General features: G+C 58.7%; 16 protein-coding genes. 12 read left to right on the forward strand and 4 right to left on the reverse strand.

The features are described 5' to 3' along the window. Window positions 1–17 precede the first annotated feature (17 nt). Window positions 18–1,436: a dihydrolipoyl dehydrogenase family protein gene (locus ABWV79_RS20260; RefSeq protein ID WP_353394357.1), complete on the reverse strand. Its 1,419-nt coding sequence runs from the start codon at window positions 1,434–1,436 to the stop codon at window positions 18–20. Between the two features lie 4 nt (window positions 1,437–1,440). Continuing rightward, window positions 1,441–2,172 carry a TVP38/TMEM64 family protein gene (locus ABWV79_RS20265; protein ID WP_170356702.1) on the reverse strand — a complete coding sequence of 244 codons (732 nt, stop codon included), beginning with the start codon at window positions 2,170–2,172 and terminating at the stop codon, window positions 1,441–1,443. A 296-nt stretch (window positions 2,173–2,468) separates the two neighbouring features. Here ABWV79_RS20265 and rpmH point away from each other — a divergent pair, with 296 nt between their 5' ends. The 12 genes from rpmH to ABWV79_RS20325 all read left to right on the forward strand — a co-directional run bounded on the left by rpmH (window position 2,469) and on the right by ABWV79_RS20325 (window position 12,957). After that, on the forward strand, window positions 2,469–2,603 hold the full coding sequence (gene rpmH, locus ABWV79_RS20270) for a 50S ribosomal protein L34 (RefSeq protein WP_005980833.1): 135 nt from the start codon (window positions 2,469–2,471) through the stop codon (window positions 2,601–2,603). A 26-nt stretch (window positions 2,604–2,629) separates the two neighbouring features. Further along, window positions 2,630–3,052, forward strand: coding sequence for a ribonuclease P protein component (gene rnpA, locus ABWV79_RS20275; RefSeq protein WP_353394359.1), 423 nt, complete (start codon window positions 2,630–2,632; stop codon window positions 3,050–3,052). Continuing rightward, on the forward strand, window positions 3,049–3,285 hold the full coding sequence (gene yidD / locus ABWV79_RS20280; protein ID WP_170773663.1) for a membrane protein insertion efficiency factor YidD: 237 nt from the start codon (window positions 3,049–3,051) through the stop codon (window positions 3,283–3,285). Before rnpA ends, yidD begins: the two co-directional genes overlap by 4 nt. Window positions 3,286–3,327: 42 nt before the next feature. Next, the gene (locus tag ABWV79_RS20285; protein ID WP_353394361.1) at window positions 3,328–4,944 is read left to right on the forward strand and encodes an acyl-CoA dehydrogenase family protein; all 1,617 of its coding nucleotides are present in this window, start codon (window positions 3,328–3,330) and stop codon (window positions 4,942–4,944) included. A gap of 44 nt (window positions 4,945–4,988) precedes the next feature. Beyond that, on the forward strand, window positions 4,989–5,882 hold the full coding sequence (gene ttcA, locus ABWV79_RS20290) for a tRNA 2-thiocytidine(32) synthetase TtcA (protein WP_353394363.1): 894 nt from the start codon (window positions 4,989–4,991) through the stop codon (window positions 5,880–5,882). 70 nt (window positions 5,883–5,952) lie between these two features. Continuing rightward, entirely contained in the window at window positions 5,953–7,494 is a 1,542-nt protein-coding gene (locus ABWV79_RS20295) for a putative bifunctional diguanylate cyclase/phosphodiesterase (protein ID WP_353394365.1), read from the forward strand. A gap of 123 nt (window positions 7,495–7,617) precedes the next feature. Further along, window positions 7,618–9,447, forward strand: a complete 1,830-nt coding sequence (yidC, locus tag ABWV79_RS20300) for a membrane protein insertase YidC (RefSeq protein ID WP_170356655.1) — start codon at window positions 7,618–7,620, stop codon at window positions 9,445–9,447. After that, window positions 9,444–10,181, forward strand: coding sequence for an MOSC domain-containing protein (locus ABWV79_RS20305; protein ID WP_353394367.1), 738 nt, complete (start codon window positions 9,444–9,446; stop codon window positions 10,179–10,181). The genes yidC and ABWV79_RS20305 overlap by 4 nt, the downstream gene beginning before the upstream one ends. Continuing rightward, window positions 10,178–10,831, forward strand: a complete 654-nt coding sequence (gene yihA, locus ABWV79_RS20310; RefSeq protein ID WP_170356657.1) for a ribosome biogenesis GTP-binding protein YihA/YsxC — start codon at window positions 10,178–10,180, stop codon at window positions 10,829–10,831. The genes ABWV79_RS20305 and yihA overlap by 4 nt, the downstream gene beginning before the upstream one ends. A gap of 60 nt (window positions 10,832–10,891) precedes the next feature. After that, window positions 10,892–11,755: an acetylglutamate kinase gene (gene argB / locus ABWV79_RS20315; RefSeq protein WP_353394370.1), complete on the forward strand. Its 864-nt coding sequence runs from the start codon at window positions 10,892–10,894 to the stop codon at window positions 11,753–11,755. A 21-nt stretch (window positions 11,756–11,776) separates the two neighbouring features. Continuing rightward, window positions 11,777–12,463: a ferredoxin gene (locus ABWV79_RS20320; protein WP_353394373.1), complete on the forward strand. Its 687-nt coding sequence runs from the start codon at window positions 11,777–11,779 to the stop codon at window positions 12,461–12,463. Then, window positions 12,460–12,957, forward strand: coding sequence for a SixA phosphatase family protein (locus tag ABWV79_RS20325; RefSeq protein WP_353394376.1), 498 nt, complete (start codon window positions 12,460–12,462; stop codon window positions 12,955–12,957). The genes ABWV79_RS20320 and ABWV79_RS20325 overlap by 4 nt, the downstream gene beginning before the upstream one ends. A 46-nt stretch (window positions 12,958–13,003) precedes the next feature. Here ABWV79_RS20325 and ABWV79_RS20330 read toward each other — a convergent pair whose 3' ends face one another. Continuing rightward, a complete protein-coding gene (locus tag ABWV79_RS20330; protein WP_353394379.1) occupies window positions 13,004–13,795 on the reverse strand; it encodes an amino acid ABC transporter ATP-binding protein in 792 nt (263 codons plus the stop codon). Between the two features lie 12 nt (window positions 13,796–13,807). Then, complete coding sequence (locus ABWV79_RS20335) at window positions 13,808–15,106, reverse strand: amino acid ABC transporter permease (protein ID WP_353394382.1); 1,299 nt, start codon at window positions 15,104–15,106, stop codon at window positions 13,808–13,810. Window position 15,107: the final 1 nt, after the last annotated feature.

Below are 15,107 nucleotides of genomic sequence, written 5' to 3' on the forward strand. Positions count from 1 at the left end.
TTGCACTCTCCTCCCGGTCAGGGCATCCAGCGCTGGACGAACCTGACCACTCGTTTAACTGTCTGATTCTCAAACAGCCTTGGCGAGAAATAGGCACCTGCCACGCGTTTGTTAAGCTCTCCGATCGTCGGATAGGGCGAAACCATCGCGGCTATCTGTCCCATCTTTAGGTTATTGGCCAATGCCAGAGACCACAAGTTGATCAACTCACCCGCCTGATGGCCCACGATTGTCGCACCCACCGGGCGCCCTTTTACGACCATGACCTTAATGAAGCCTTTCGTCTTGCGCTCAGATATGGCGCGGTCGTTGTGGTGATAATCAAAGCGCGCGAATTCCACCTTGTCACCGTGCTGCGCGCGTGCCTGCGCCTCGGTCAGACCAACCTGCGCCAATTCGGGATCGGTATAGGTGGCCCATGGTATATGCGCGGTTTTCGCCTTGGAGGGCAGACTAAACAGCGCAGACCGGATGATGATGCCCGCGTGATAGCCCGCGACATGAGTGAATTGCAGCCCACCCGCGACATCGCCGATGGCATAGACTTTCTTATTTGTGGTGCGCAGCGAGTCATCCACCTTGATACCGGTGCGCGTAGGTTCGATCCCCGCCGCCTCAAGGTTCAACCGGTCAGTATTGGCTTTGCGCCCCGCGGCCAACAACAGGTGCGAGCCCGAGTAGATCTGGCCGGTCTCGGTCACAACCTCGACCTTGCCGTCCGCGCCGCGAATCTGTGCGACCATGGCTTGCTCGTGAATCTCGACACCTTCGGCGCGCAACGAGTCCAGCACGATCTCTGCCGCCTCGGGGTCGTCCTTGCCCAGCGCCTGCATCCCCTCGATCACGGTGACTTTGCAGCCCAGACGGATATGGGCCTGCGCCATCTCCATTCCGATCGGGCCGCCGCCGATGATCAGCAGATGCTCGGGTTTGTCGCGCAGATCGAAGATCGTCTCGTTGGTACAATACGGCACCTGATCCAGACCGGGGATCGGCGGCACCAACGGCGACGAGCCGGTCGCAATCACCACCCGGCGCGCGGTGATCAGATGATCGCCCGCCTGCACCTGCGTGGGCGACACGAAGTGACCATATTCGCGGATCACTTTGACGCCGAAACCTTCGAACCGTTCCTGACTGTCCATCGGCTCAATCTGCGCGATCACATCATGCACGTGATCCTTGGCGGCGGCATAGTCCACCTGCGGCACCACATCGGCCACGCCCAGCGCGGATGAATGCGCCTGCCCATAAGCCGCCTTACCGCTGGCGATCAGCGCCTTCGAAGGCACGCAACCAAAGTTCAGGCAGTCTCCACCCATCTTGTGACCCTCCAGCAGGATCACATCCGCGCCCATCTGGCTGGCCCCGGCCGCAACCGACAGGCCACCCGACCCGGCGCCGATCACCAGGATATCCGTCTTCAATTCTTGCATAAGATCAGGCGTCCTTTTTGCCGCGCACAGCTTTGATCACGATGGGCAATGCCGCCAGTACACACAAGCCAATGATAGGCCCAATCACGAACGGCTCCCACAACAAGGACACATCCGGTGTTTCGCCCCGGTCAAACACACCCCCCAGGCCAACGCCAATCCAAGTATAGACGATGCCGCCCGGAATAATGCCCAGCGCGGTAGTGAACAGGAAATTGCGGAACTTCACTCCCACCAGCGCAGGCACCAGATTTGCAACAAAGAAAGGCACCACCGGTACAAGGCGCAACAGGAACAGGACCGAGATTTCGTTCTCGCGCAGCCCGTCCTTCAGCTTTTTGACCGTTCCTTCCGAGGATTCCAGTTTCGCTGTCAGAGACTCTCCTAACCCCCAGCGCGCCGCCAGAAAGATCGCCGATGCGCCGATGGTGGCCGCGAAAACGTTGAACACGGTGCCCGCAAACAGGCCAAACAGGAACCCGCCTGTCATCGAAGCCACGGCGGCACCGGGCAATGAGAATGCGACGATCACAATATAGATTGCCACGAATGCACCTGCCATGGCCCAATAATTCGCATCCCGCCACGCCAGCAGGGATTCGCGATTGTCGCGCAGGGTCTCAAAGGTCAGGTAATCGCCCAAAGTGAAGAACCCCGCCACGGCTACGGCAAGAATCACCAACAATGGAATATGGCGCGCAAGCCCGCTGCGGGGGGCCTGAGTTGTATCGCTCATGTCTATGTCCGGTTTTGTGCGTTTCATCTACGCTCAACATGCGACGTCGCGCAGCGCTGCAACAGGGGCCTCACGCCGCCTTGATGTTTACGGTAGGGAATGTGAGGGTTTCAGGCGGCAAAACCGTCAAATTGAAACTTTTCAACTGTGGCGGTTACAGAATTGTTGCAAAAGGCAGCAAAACCCCCACCTAGGGGTTTGACTTACCCCCCGCCACCCAGTAGAGGACGGGCTTCGAACACTAGGGCAAGGCGAATCTGCGCCGCACCCGACCGCTATAGATTGGAGACGGAGCGATGAAACGCACCTATCAGCCTTCGAACCTGGTTCGCAAACGCCGCCACGGTTTCCGCGCGCGCATGGCCACCAAGGCCGGCCGCAAAATCCTGAACGCACGTCGCGCACGCGGCCGCAAGTCGTTGAGCGCGTAAGCCGCTCGACCTTTCAGGTTATGAACATGACGCCGCCGGAGGCCCCTGAGGATGGTTCACACCAACCCAGAAAGCCTCCGGCGGCGTCCGTTTGTGTGTCTGAACCTTTGATCATCCTCAAAAAGCGATCCGATTTCCTGAAGGCCGCCCGCGCGCGGCGGCAGGGGACGTCGTCGATGATGGTGCAGGCCCGCAAACGCGCCCCGGACGAAGGATCTGGGATTCGCGTCGGTTTCACCTGCTCCAAGAAGGTGGGCAATGCCGTCGCCCGCAACCGCGCCAAGCGTCGCCTGCGCGAAGCCGCACGGGCCGTTCTGCGGGTGCATGGCCACGACGGCTGGGACTATGTCCTGATTGGCCGCGCCGAGGTGACGGCGAACCGCCCCCATGACGCGCTATTGGGCGATCTGCGCTATGCCCTGCGCAAAATCCATAGTGACCGGAAATGACCCCGCTGGCGCGCGTCTTTGCCCTGCCCGTCAAGGCCTATCGCCTGATCTTCAGCCCATGGGTCGGGCACAATTGCCGCTATCAACCCACCTGCTCGGCCTATGCGCTCGAAGCGCTGGAAAAGCATGGGGCCATCAAAGGTGCATGGCTGACCGCGCGCCGTATTGGTCGATGCCATCCGTGGGGAGGCACCGGATATGACCCGGTGCCGGATGAGTCCGACCACCGCTAGGTCAGGCTTGACCAAGTGCAAACCCGGCCCGACACTCGGCCCATGACGACACGCGCCCGCGATACCCTGCCAACCCATGACGTTCTGAACCAACCGCCCGAGCTTGGCGATAGCGACCTCTGGGCCTCGGACCCGGTGCTGCAAGTCTGTATGAGCCGCGCGAACGGGCGCTATGAGCCACTGTCTGCCTATGGGCGCAGGTTGGGTGCCGCTCAAACCCAAGAGGCCGCGCGCGACGCGAACCGGAACGCTCCGGAACTGCGTCTGTTTGACCGGGGTGGGCGACGGCTGGACGAAGTTCATTTTCACCCGACCTATCACCAGATGATGCAGATCAGTCAATCTGCCGGATATGCTGCCTTGCCCTGGGATGGCGACCCCGGCGGCCATGCGACCCACGCCGCAATGGTCTATATGGCCAGCCAGATCGAGCCCGGTCATTGCTGTCCGCTGACCATGACCTATGCGGCGGTGCCTGTGTTAAAAGCCGACGCCAATATTGCCCAACGCTGGATGCCCAAACTGAGCGCGCATACTTACGATCCCACAATCCAGCCGATAGCGCAGAAACACAGCGCCACGCTGGGCATGGCGATGACCGAAAAACAGGGAGGCTCGGATGTCCGCGCCAATACCACCACCGCCACGCGGGACGGTGATCATTGGCGGTTGCGCGGGCACAAATGGTTCTGCTCGGCCCCGATGTCGGACGGGTTCCTGACGCTGGCGCAGACCCCGGGCGGGCTGACTTGTTTCCTTGTGCCACGCTGGCTGGAGGGCGAGCGCAACGCCATCCATCTGATGCGCCTGAAAGACAAGCTGGGCAATCGCGCCAACGCCTCGGCCGAGATCGAATATCACGACTCCCTAGCATATCAGTTGGGCGACGAGGGCGCGGGCATTCGCACGATCCTTGAGATGGTGCATCACACTCGGCTTGATACCGCAATGGCCCCCGCCGGGCTGATGCGCGCTGCTCTGTCTTCGGCGCATCACTGGGTCAGCCACCGCAACGCCTTTCAGCGCCGCCTGATCGACCAACCCCTGATGCGCGCCGTTCTAAGTGATCTGGTGCTGGATTGGGAGGGCGCGCTGACCCTCGGGATGCGCGTTGCGCAGGCGTTTGACGGGCAAACCTCCGAAGACCGCGCCTTTGCCCGTTTCGGTGTTGCGCTGGCCAAGTTCCTCAACAACAAACGCTGCCCCGTGGTCGTAGTCGAAGCGATGGAGGTTCTGGGCGGCATGGGGTATGTCGAGGACACGCCCCTTCCCCTACTCTACCGCGAGGCACCCCTGAATGGCATTTGGGAGGGATCGGGCAATGTGATCTGCCTTGATATCCTGCGAACGCTGGCGCGTGAGCCTTTGGCCGCCGAGGTTTTGCAGGCCGAACTGGAGACCGCGCGCGGCGCAGACCGCGCCTATGACGCGGCCTTGCAAACCTATCGTGACCAATGGCCTGGCCTGCCCTCTGAACCCGAGGCGCGCTGGTTTGCTGAACGCACCACTCTGTTGCTGACGGCTTCGCTACTGTTGCGCAACGCCCCATCCGCCGTGGCCGACGGGTTCATCGCGACGCGCCTGACAGGTGACAGCGGGCGGGTGTCCGGATCAGTACGGGGGCTGGACACAGATGCCTTGCTCGCACGGCTGGGCTAAGCGTCACCCTTGCCCGGTTGCGCCAACTATTGTAGGGGCTGCGCATGTTTGACGAAGCTGACGATATCCACCCGCTCTTTGCCGGCGCGCCCTCGACCACCGAGTTCAAGAAGCTGCGCAAGCGCATCGTGCGCCAAACCCGCGAAGCCATCGAGCAATACGGGATGGTGGACCCGTCGGCCCATGACAAAGATGGCAAACCTCCGCGTTGGTTGGTCTGCCTGTCAGGCGGCAAGGACAGTTATACCCTGCTGGCAGTGCTGTATGAGCTGAAATGGCGCGGTCTTCTGCCCGTCGATCTGCTGGCCTGCAATCTGGATCAGGGGCAACCCGGTTTTCCCGCCACTGTCCTGCCCGAGTTTCTGGAACGGATGGGCGTACCCCACCGGATCGAATATCAAGACACCTATTCTGTCGTGATGGACAAGGTTCCCCAGGGCCGCACCTATTGTGCACTTTGCTCGCGCCTGCGCCGTGGCAATCTCTATCGTATTGCGCGTGAGGAAGGCTGTTCCGCCGTCGTATTGGGGCACCACCGCGACGACATCCTCGAGACGTTCTTCATGAACCTGTTCCACGGCGGACGTCTGGCGACAATGCCGCCGAAACTGGTGAATGAAGAAGGCGACCTGTTCGTGTTCCGCCCGCTGGCCCATGTGGCCGAAGCCGATTGCGAGAAATTCGCCAACGCAATGAGCTACCCAATCATCCCCTGCGATCTGTGCGGCAGTCAGGACGGGTTGCAGCGTCAGCAGGTGAAACAGATTCTCGACCAGTGGGAAAAGAACAGCCCCGGTCGGCGACAAGTGATGTTCCGCGCTTTGACAAACGCGCGGCCGTCTCATCTTTTGGACCCAAAATTGTTTGATTTCGCAGGGCTTTCTTTAGAACCCGGCGAAAAAGGCAAAATTGCTGACGAAATTCCACATCTGCGTTAACGTCTGACTCAGATTGCTTTTCTAGGGTTGACCACAGCGTGCGACGCCCAAGAAAAAGGCCCGTAATCTGATGTGGAAAAATATCTCTGTCAGCAGAGTTCTGAATGTCCTGACAACCGTACTCAGCGGCCCTCAGGCCTTGGCTTTCATCCCTGCGATCAGCCTCGCTGCCTTCTGGATCGGCGGGGAACGCGCCCTGGTCATCGTGGCCCTGTCCCTACCGGTTCTAGTAGCAATCATCCTGACGGCTGCAGATACTGCTAAGTCACACGCAGACCGAAGCGAAGCCAACGGCCTTAAATCTATCGGCAGTTTCGCCTCGGAAATCGAGGGGTTCTATCAAACGGCGCGCAATATCCGCGAAGAATCCGCCTGCCTGATCGTCGCTTTGGACAACTTTGACGAATTTATTGATCTGCACGGGAATGCGGCGGCCAACCATATGGCAGAACAATTCTGTGCCCGCGTTTTATCTGCCATCCGTGCGCAGGATATTGCCACGCAGCTGGACCCGCACAAGATTGCCATTGGCTTGCGGCCATCAAAGCACCTTGACCTTGAGGCTTGCATTCAGATGTCCGGTCGTATCCAATCTGCCATTGAAGAGCCCTTGACCCTCAATGGTTCTGGAATCTACGTCTCATGCTCGATCGGGTTCAGCTTGCTAACCTCTTTACGCGACGGCGGATTCGAAATTTGGATCGATGCAGCCTCATCCGCGCTGGAAGAGGCGCAAAGAAATGGGCCCTCGACCATACGCGCTTATTCCAACGAAACGCGTCGTCGATCGCGCATTCGTGCAAATTTACGTAAAGAGTTCGACGCGGCTCTGGACAGCGGAGAAATCCGTCCATGGTTCCAACCGCAAGTCTCGACCGATACCGGACGCGTGACCGGATTCGAGGCGCTGGCCCGGTGGGAGCATCCGCAAAAGGGCGTGCTGGGTCCGAATATCTTCTTGCCCTTCGCTGAGCAGGCCGAGCTGATGGAGCGGTTTGGTCAGGCCATGCGCTACCACGCGTTCACAGCGATGCAAAAATGGGATCGCGCCGGGGTTATAGTGCCGCGGATCGGGATCAACTTTTCATCGGACGAGTTACGGGATCCCACACTCATTGATCGGCTAAAATGGGAATTGGATCAGAATGATCTGACCCCGGACAGATTGGCCGTAGAAGTGCTTGAGACAGTGTTTTCTCGCAGACAGGATGACGTGATCACCCGCAACGTGACAAGTATGTCAAAGCTGGGCTGTTGCATTGACCTTGACGATTTCGGTACAGGTCATGCCTCGATCGCGTCGATCAAACGTTTTGACGTCTCGCGCATCAAGATTGATCGTTCTTTTGTGACAAAGGCGGACAAGGACGCCAGCCAGCAGCAAATGGTCAGTGCCATTCTCACAATGGCGGAACGGCTGAATTTGGAAACTCTGGCTGAAGGTGTGGAAACTCCGGGAGAGCATGCATTGATGGCCCAGTTGGGATGCGATCACGTTCAGGGTTTTGGGATCGGAAAACCCATGCCATTCGAAAAAACGCTGGACTGGATCGCAGCGCATCAGAACAAGGTGAATGGAGTTCCCAAGATAGGGCGGCAAACTGGCTCTTGATCGGCCAATTCCGCATGAAAAACCCAATCCGCGACGGTTTGACGGGCGAATCCGCTTGACCTTTGGGGCTGCACTCTGTTGAACCCACCGGGTGTGTTTCACTGCTTAAGGTGGCTGTCCCAGATGGACGATCAGAATAAGAATCTCATCCTCGCAACCGCGCTCAGCTTTCTCGTGATCCTTGTTTGGTTCGTGCTGTTCCCACCGCCGGAACAAACCGCGCTGCCCGATCAGGCTGAAATCAGCGCCACCGACGCGACCGAGGTTCAGACGCCCAGCGCCACAAACGCGGGCACGACTGGTGAGGCGACAGCTGCTGCAGAAGAAACGCTGCCCGATGCCGAAGCACCACGCATTGTGATCGACACACCTCGTCTGGAGGGCAGCCTCTCCCTGTCAGGTGGCCGCATCGATGAGCTATTCCTGAAGGACTACAAAGTCTCGATCGAAGAAGGCGCGCCGATTGTGGAACTGCTGTCCCCGGTCGGATCGGAATCGGCCTATTATGCGCTGTACGGCTGGGCACCTGGCGCAGGTGTTGCGGGCACCGATGTCCCGGGCCCTAACACGTTGTGGACTTTGGAAAGCGGTGAGACGTTGGGCGTCGACACGCCGGTCACGCTGAAATGGGACAATGGCAACGGCCTGACCTTCCGCCGCACAATCTCGGTGGACGAAAACTATATGTTCGACGTCACCCAATCGGTGGAAAACAACACGCAGGCCGAGGTGGGCATGGCCCCCTATGGCATTCTGGCCCGCCACGGCATCGGTGAAGACGGTGACCTGCCCGACCTGAAGAATTTCTTCATCCTCCACGAAGGGGTCATGGTTATGGCCGACGGCGTGCTGGACGAGATCGACTATGGCGACGTCCGCGACTTTGACATCGACCCGAACGAGCGCGCGCAAGCCGAGGTCTTCCAGGTCAAGGAAGGCGGCTGGGTCGGCTTCACTGATCATTACTGGATGACCACTCTGATCCCCGAAGAAGGTGCGACCTTCAAGGCTGCTGCGAAATACGACGCCCGCCGCAAGATTTATCAGACCGAGACAGTCCTGCCCACACTGACCGTCGCCCCCGGCGCGACAGAAGAAGTGACCACCCAACTGTTCGCAGGCGCGAAGGAATGGGAAACCATCCGTGAGTATCAAGCCGAAGGCGTACAGAAGTTTATCGACAGCATCGACTGGGGCTGGTTCTATTTTCTGACCAAGCCGATCTTCTGGCTGCTGCACAACATCAACGTTCTGATCGGCAACATGGGCTGGTCTATTATCGGCCTGACCCTGATCATCAAGGCGATCCTCTTCCCGCTGGCATTCAAATCCTACGTCTCGATGGCGAAGATGAAGGAACTGCAGCCGCAGATGGAAGCCCTGAAGGAGGCCGCAGGCGACGACCGCCAGAAGATGCAGCAAGGCATGATGGAGCTGTACAAGAAGGAAAAGGTGAACCCCGCCGCAGGTTGTTTGCCGATCCTGATGCAGATTCCGATCTTCTTCTCGCTGTACAAGGTGATCTTTGTCACGATCGAACTGCGTCAGGCCCCATGGTTTGGACCATTCCAGGACCTCAGCGCGCCAGACCCAACCTCGATACTGAACTTCTTTGGCTGGCTACCGTGGGCCGGTCCGCAGCCCGATACACTGATGGCGCTGATCTTCATCGGTATTCTGCCGCTGTTGCTGGGTGTTTCAATGTGGCTGCAGCAAAAGCTGAACCCGGCACCAACTGACGCGACTCAGGCGATGATCTTTGCGTGGATGCCGTGGGTCTTTATGTTCATGCTTGGCAGCTTTGCCAGTGGCCTGGTGGTCTACTGGATTGCGAACAACACGATTACATTTACCCAGCAATACCTGATCATGCGTAGCCAAGGCTACAAGCCGGACGTGTTCGGAAACATCAAATCAAGCTTCAAACGAACACCGAAGACGGATGACAAATGACAGGTGAAGTAACCAACCTCTGGCGACATCCGATCAAAAGCCATGGCCGCGAGGCCGTGCAGACCGTCACTTTGAGCCCCGGGCAAACCATGCCCGGGGATCGTGTTTGGGCCGTCGCGCATGAAGCGTCGAAAACGGATGGAACCGAATGGGCACCTTGTGCCAATTTCAGCCGCGGTGCCAAAGCACCGTCGCTGATGGCAATCTCGGCCCGTACCGAAGGTGATACCGTCACACTGACCCATCCCGAACGACCCGAGCTGCACTTTCAGCCCGACACGCAACAAGATGCCTTTCTGGATTGGGTCAAGCCGCTGATGCCTGCGGATCGTGCGGCCTCGGCCCGAATCGTCCGAGTGCCTGGACGAGGGATGACGGACAGCGATTTCCCGTCGATTAGCCTGTGCAACTTGGCCACACATCGCGCGGTCGAGCAGAAGTTGGGGCAAGAACTTTCCCCGATACGCTGGCGCGGTAATATCTGGTTCGACGGGCTGCCCCTGTGGGAAGAATTCGAATGGCTCGGCCGCGAAGTACAGATCGGGCAGGCTGTGTTGCATGTCCGCGAGCGTATCACCCGATGCCTTGCGACGACTGCCAACCCCGATACAGGTGCACGTGATGCCGATACTTTGGCGGCGCTCAATACCTGGGATCATCAGGATTTCGGTGTTTACGCCGAGGTGATAAGGGGTGGCGAGGTCAAAACCGGTGACAAGGTTCAACTGCTATGACCACCCTGCCCTTTCCCTTAGCCGAAACACCGGATGAGTTCGCGCAAGAGCGTGGCCGCAAACTGTTTGCCGGCGAGTCCGAGTTTGTCAAAGGCGTGGTCGCCATGAACGGCTTGCCCGCGCCAGACCGGCTAGAGGTGTGTTTTGCCGGGCGTTCGAATGTGGGCAAGTCCAGCCTGATCAACGCGCTGACCGGCACCAAGGGATTGGCGCGTGCCTCGAACACGCCAGGCCGCACACAAGAGATCAACTTTTTCACCCAAGGCCCCGAGCTGTATCTGGTCGACCTGCCCGGCTATGGCTATGCCAATGCGCCGGTCAAGGTTGTCGAAAAATGGCAGCGTCTGCTGAAACAATACCTGAGCGGACGTCAAACGCTGCGCAGGGCCTTTGTTCTGATCGACTCGCGCCATGGGGTGAAACCGGTGGATGCCGAGATCATGAAGCTGCTGGATACCAGCGCCGTGACCTTTCAATGCGTGATGACCAAGGCCGACAAGGTCAAAGCCAACGAGCGCGAAAAGGTTCTGGATCAGGTACGCGGAGCGCTGTCGAAACACCCTGCCGCCTTCCCTGAAATCGTGCTGACCTCGTCCGAAAAGGGCGACGGGATTCCCACGCTGCGCTCTATCATTGCGCATCTGGAATAGCTTGCCCCTTGGCAGCACCGGGCAAAGGCCCTAACACGGAATGCCAGAGGGACAGCAGCCATGAAGACAAGAGATATGAACCGGGACTGGATCGCCACCGCCGCCACTTTGAACAGCGCTTTGCCGTATCTGCAGCGTTATGACGATGCCATTGTCGTCATCAAGCTGGGCGGACACGCCATGGGCAGCGACGAGGCGATGGAAAGCTTTGCCCGCGACGTCGTACTGATGCGTCAGGTCGGTGTGAACCCGGTGGTCGTCCACGGTGGCGGCCCGATGATCAACGCAATGCTAGGCAAGTTGGACATCCAGTCCGAATTTGTAGGCGGCAAACGCGTGACCGATAAAGCCACCGTCGAAGTGGTCGAGATGGTCCTGTCTGGCCTTGTGAACAAGCGCATCGTCCAGGCGATCAACGATCAGGGCGGCTCGGCTGTGGGCCTGTCGGGCAAAGATGCCAACCTGATGGTCTGCGATCAAGCCGATCCGGCCCTTGGCTTTGTCGGCTCTCCGGCGGACATGAACCCGAAAATCCTGCACGACTTGTTTTCGCATGATGTGATCCCGGTGATCGCGCCACTGGGTGCAGGCCGGAACGGAGAGACGCTGAACATCAATGGCGATACCGCCGCAGGCGCGATTGCCTCGGCACTGAAAGCGGATCGCCTGTTGCTGCTGACCGATGTTTCGGGCGTCAAGAACGCTGCGGGCGAAGTCGTAACCGAACTGAAGGCCGGTCAGATCCGCGAGATGACCATGGAAGGTACGATCGCAGGCGGTATGATCCCCAAGACTGAAACGGCGCTGGATGCTTTGCACAGCGGCGTAAGGGCGGTGGTCATTCTCGACGGTCGCGCGCCCAACGCGGTGCTTTTGGAACTGTTTACCGAACACGGCGCAGGGTCACTGATCCGCCCCGACTGACCCCCCCACAGCGGAGAAGAGATGACGCGACAAGCCCCCGCCTCAGCCTATAAAGCGGCTATCAGCTATGGCTGGGTGGGACGTGTCGCGCATCAGGCCGGGTTAATCACCATGGGCGCGACCCATCCCCGTACCAGCGGAGCCAAGGGGCTGGACGGTGGCACTCTGGTTCTGTTGGGCGCGGGGCCAGGCTTTTGGCCGGTCCTGAAAGCGGCCCCGGAATGGAACGGCCCCGATCCTGTCGACCGCTGGTCAACCCGCGTGATTGGACAAATGGCGCTTGATCTGGGGGCTGATGCGCATTTCCCTTTCGGCGGCCCACCTTATGCACCTTTCATCGACTGGGCGCTGAAATCCGGGCGAACCTTCAGCAGCCCGGTGGGCGCGCTGGTGCATGACACCGTGGGTATGATGATCTCATACCGGGGTGCGCTGCATTTCGCGCAGGAGTTCGAGATACCCGAGGCGGTAGCACCCTCGCCGTGCACCACCTGTGCCGCGCCCTGCACCTCGACCTGCCCCGTGGGCGCGTTGAACGATCAGGAATTCTATGACGTGGGCGCATGCCATGCGCACCTCTCCACAGACGAGGGCCAAACCTGCATGACCGGAGGCTGCCTTGCACGTCTGTCCTGCCCTGTCAGCGCCGGCGCCAATCGCGACCCCGAGCAGTCCGCCCATCATATGAAAGCGTTCCACCCATCATGAGCCTGACTCTGATCCTTACCCGCCACGCAAAATCCAGTTGGGGCGATACAACGCTCGAGGATCATGACCGCCCCCTGAACAAACGCGGCCGGAAATCTGCACGCGCCATTGGCAGGTGGTTGAATGAACACGGATGGACGCCGGACGAAGTACTCAGCTCTACGGCAATCCGGACGCGTGAAACATGGGATCGCATGGGGCTGAATGCCGACAGGATTTGCTTTCACCGCGCGCTATATTTGGCCGAACCCGAAGACATGCTGATTGAACTGTCGGGCGCGACGCAGCCAACGGTCATGATGCTAGGCCACAACTCGGGCATATGCGAGTTCGCCCGCCGGATCGTTCGTCGTCCCCCAGATCACCCACGTTTCTTGGATTATCCGACATGTGCGACTACCGTGATCCAGTTTAGCATCAAGGATTGGGCAGATATCGACTGGCGAAGTGGGGATGTTATGGGCTTCACCACACCGCGCGAATTGCTGGAATAGAAAAAGGCGAGGCCGAAGCCCCGCCCTTTCCTGGATTTTCGCCGGATCAGTGACCCAAAATCTGACTGAGGAACAGCTTGGTCCGTTCGCTCTGCGGGTTGTTGAAGAACTCTTCGGGTTCGTTCTGTTCCACGATCTGACCGGCATCCATAAAGATCACACGGTTGGCGACCTGACGGGCAAACCCCATCTCGTGCGTGACGCACAGCATGGTCATGCCTTCCTCGGCCAGTTCGATCATGGTGTCGAGCACCTCTTTGATCATCTCGGGGTCCAGCGCCGATGTGGGCTCATCGAACAACATGATCCGCGGCATCATGCAAAGCGATCGCGCAATCGCCACACGCTGCTGCTGACCACCCGACAACTGGCCGGGGTATTTCAGCGCCTGATCGGGGATTTTCACCTTTTCAAGGAAATGCATCGCGCGCTCTTCGGCTTCTTTCTTGGGCGTCTTGCGCACCCAGATCGGGGCCAGCGTGCAGTTTTCCAGAATGGTCAGGTGCGGGAACAGGTTGAAGTGCTGGAACACCATACCAACCTCGGACCGGATCTTGTCGATGTTTTTCAGGTCATTCGACAGCTCGGTCCCGTCCACGATGATCGTGCCCTGCTGATGTTCCTCCAGCGCGTTCAGGCAGCGGATCAGCGTGGATTTGCCCGACCCTGATGGCCCCGCGATCACGATCCGCTCGCCCTGATTGACGGTCAGATTGATGTCGCGCAGCACGTGGAAAGACCCGTACCACTTGTTCATGCCGTTGATTTCGATGGCGACCTCGTCGCTCACCTGCATCTTCGAGCGGTCGATTTCGCGTTCAATTGCAAGTTCAGACATGTGTTGAACTCCTTAACGATGGTCCGTGGCAAGGCGACGCTCGAGCCACTGGGAATATTGAGAAATGCCGTAGCAGACGACGAAGAACAGAAGCGCGGCAAAGCCCAGAAGCTCCCAATAGACGCCGTTCCATTCGGTTGACGCTAGGATGGGTCCCCGGATCATGCCCACCAGATCGAACATCGAAATGACCGAAACCAGTGTGGTATCTTTAAACAGGCCCACGGCCACGTTCACGATACCAGGGATCGAGATCTTCAGAGCCTGCGGCAGGATGATCAGGCGCATCGCCTGCGGGTAATCCAAACCAAGGCTATCTGCTGCCTCGTACTGCCCACGTGGAAGCGCTGCCAGACCGCCCCGGATCACCTCGGCGATATAGGCGGCCGAGAACATGGTGATCATGATCACAACACGCAGGAACAGGTCGACCGTGCTGTCAGGCGGGAAGAAGTAGGCCAGCATCACCGAAGCCACGAACAGCAGCGTGATCAAAGGCACGCCACGGATGAATTCGATGAAGATGACACAGACCCATTTGATCAGCGGCATCGACGACTGACGACCCAGCGCCAGAGCGATCCCAAGCGGCACTGAAAGCGATACGCAGGTCAAACCCAGCATCATGTTCAGCATAAAGCCACCCAGATCACGGCTTGGAACGGCGGTGAGCATAGCACCTTCGTTTGCACCTTCCGGGATCAGAGCCCCACCGATATTCCAAACGATCAGAGCCACCACTATCGCGCCAAAGAACCCAGCGGCAAAGCTGTTACGGCCAAGTTTCTGGAAAACGACACCCGCGGCAACAAAACCAAGCAGCGCCACGATTGGAACCAGAATGCTGCCACCCCATATCAGCCAGAAGGCGATGAAGGGATACAGCGCCGTGAACACCAGAAGTTTGCGCGGTAGGTCAAAAAACAGAACCGGCGCCAGCGCCACCAACATAAGCACAAAGGCCAGATTTGGACGCCAATAAGCTTCTGCAGGGTATTTGAACCCATAGATCAACTGATGCCAGCGTTCGGTCAGAACTGCAAAGCACGCACCGGTTTTTCCATCCAGAATCTCGCGGCATTGAGCAAGCGAGTCCGCGTTCCACACGCCGTTCAAAATCCATGGCAACGTGTTCTTGAGAAGCACATAGATTAGCAAGATGGATAGAACTGTCAGTATCGTGTTTGTGACACCCGAGAACAAGTTCTCGCGCAGCCATTTGACAATACCCGTCTGGTTTGCCGGCGGTGGAGAAGGAGGAATAGTTCCTTCAGCCACAAAGGCGATCGGGTTTGTTGTTTGATCAGCCATG

The sequence above is a fragment of the Ruegeria sp. HU-ET01832 genome (assembly GCF_040371315.1).
GTDB lineage: Bacteria > Pseudomonadota > Alphaproteobacteria > Rhodobacterales > Rhodobacteraceae > Ruegeria > Ruegeria lacuscaerulensis_A.

Coding starts and splice junctions, on each gene's coding strand:
- yidD (WP_170773663.1), top strand. CDS start 3,049: ATGACCCCGCTGGCGCGCGTCTTTGCCCTGCCCGTCAAGGCCTATCGC.
- argB (WP_353394370.1), top strand. CDS start 10,892: ATGAAGACAAGAGATATGAACCGGGACTGGATCGCCACCGCCGCCACT.
- ABWV79_RS20320 (WP_353394373.1), top strand. CDS start 11,777: ATGACGCGACAAGCCCCCGCCTCAGCCTATAAAGCGGCTATCAGCTAT.
- yihA (WP_170356657.1), top strand. CDS start 10,178: ATGACCACCCTGCCCTTTCCCTTAGCCGAAACACCGGATGAGTTCGCG.
- ABWV79_RS20260 (WP_353394357.1), bottom strand. CDS start 1,436: ATGCAAGAATTGAAGACGGATATCCTGGTGATCGGCGCCGGGTCGGGT.
- rpmH (WP_005980833.1), top strand. CDS start 2,469: ATGAAACGCACCTATCAGCCTTCGAACCTGGTTCGCAAACGCCGCCAC.
- ttcA (WP_353394363.1), top strand. CDS start 4,989: ATGTTTGACGAAGCTGACGATATCCACCCGCTCTTTGCCGGCGCGCCC.
- ABWV79_RS20295 (WP_353394365.1), top strand. CDS start 5,953: ATGTGGAAAAATATCTCTGTCAGCAGAGTTCTGAATGTCCTGACAACC.
- ABWV79_RS20335 (WP_353394382.1), bottom strand. CDS start 15,106: ATGGCTGATCAAACAACAAACCCGATCGCCTTTGTGGCTGAAGGAACT.
- ABWV79_RS20265 (WP_170356702.1), bottom strand. CDS start 2,172: ATGAGCGATACAACTCAGGCCCCCCGCAGCGGGCTTGCGCGCCATATT.
- ABWV79_RS20305 (WP_353394367.1), top strand. CDS start 9,444: ATGACAGGTGAAGTAACCAACCTCTGGCGACATCCGATCAAAAGCCAT.
- rnpA (WP_353394359.1), top strand. CDS start 2,630: ATGACGCCGCCGGAGGCCCCTGAGGATGGTTCACACCAACCCAGAAAG.
- ABWV79_RS20325 (WP_353394376.1), top strand. CDS start 12,460: ATGAGCCTGACTCTGATCCTTACCCGCCACGCAAAATCCAGTTGGGGC.
- yidC (WP_170356655.1), top strand. CDS start 7,618: ATGGACGATCAGAATAAGAATCTCATCCTCGCAACCGCGCTCAGCTTT.
- ABWV79_RS20330 (WP_353394379.1), bottom strand. CDS start 13,795: ATGTCTGAACTTGCAATTGAACGCGAAATCGACCGCTCGAAGATGCAG.
- ABWV79_RS20285 (WP_353394361.1), top strand. CDS start 3,328: ATGACGACACGCGCCCGCGATACCCTGCCAACCCATGACGTTCTGAAC.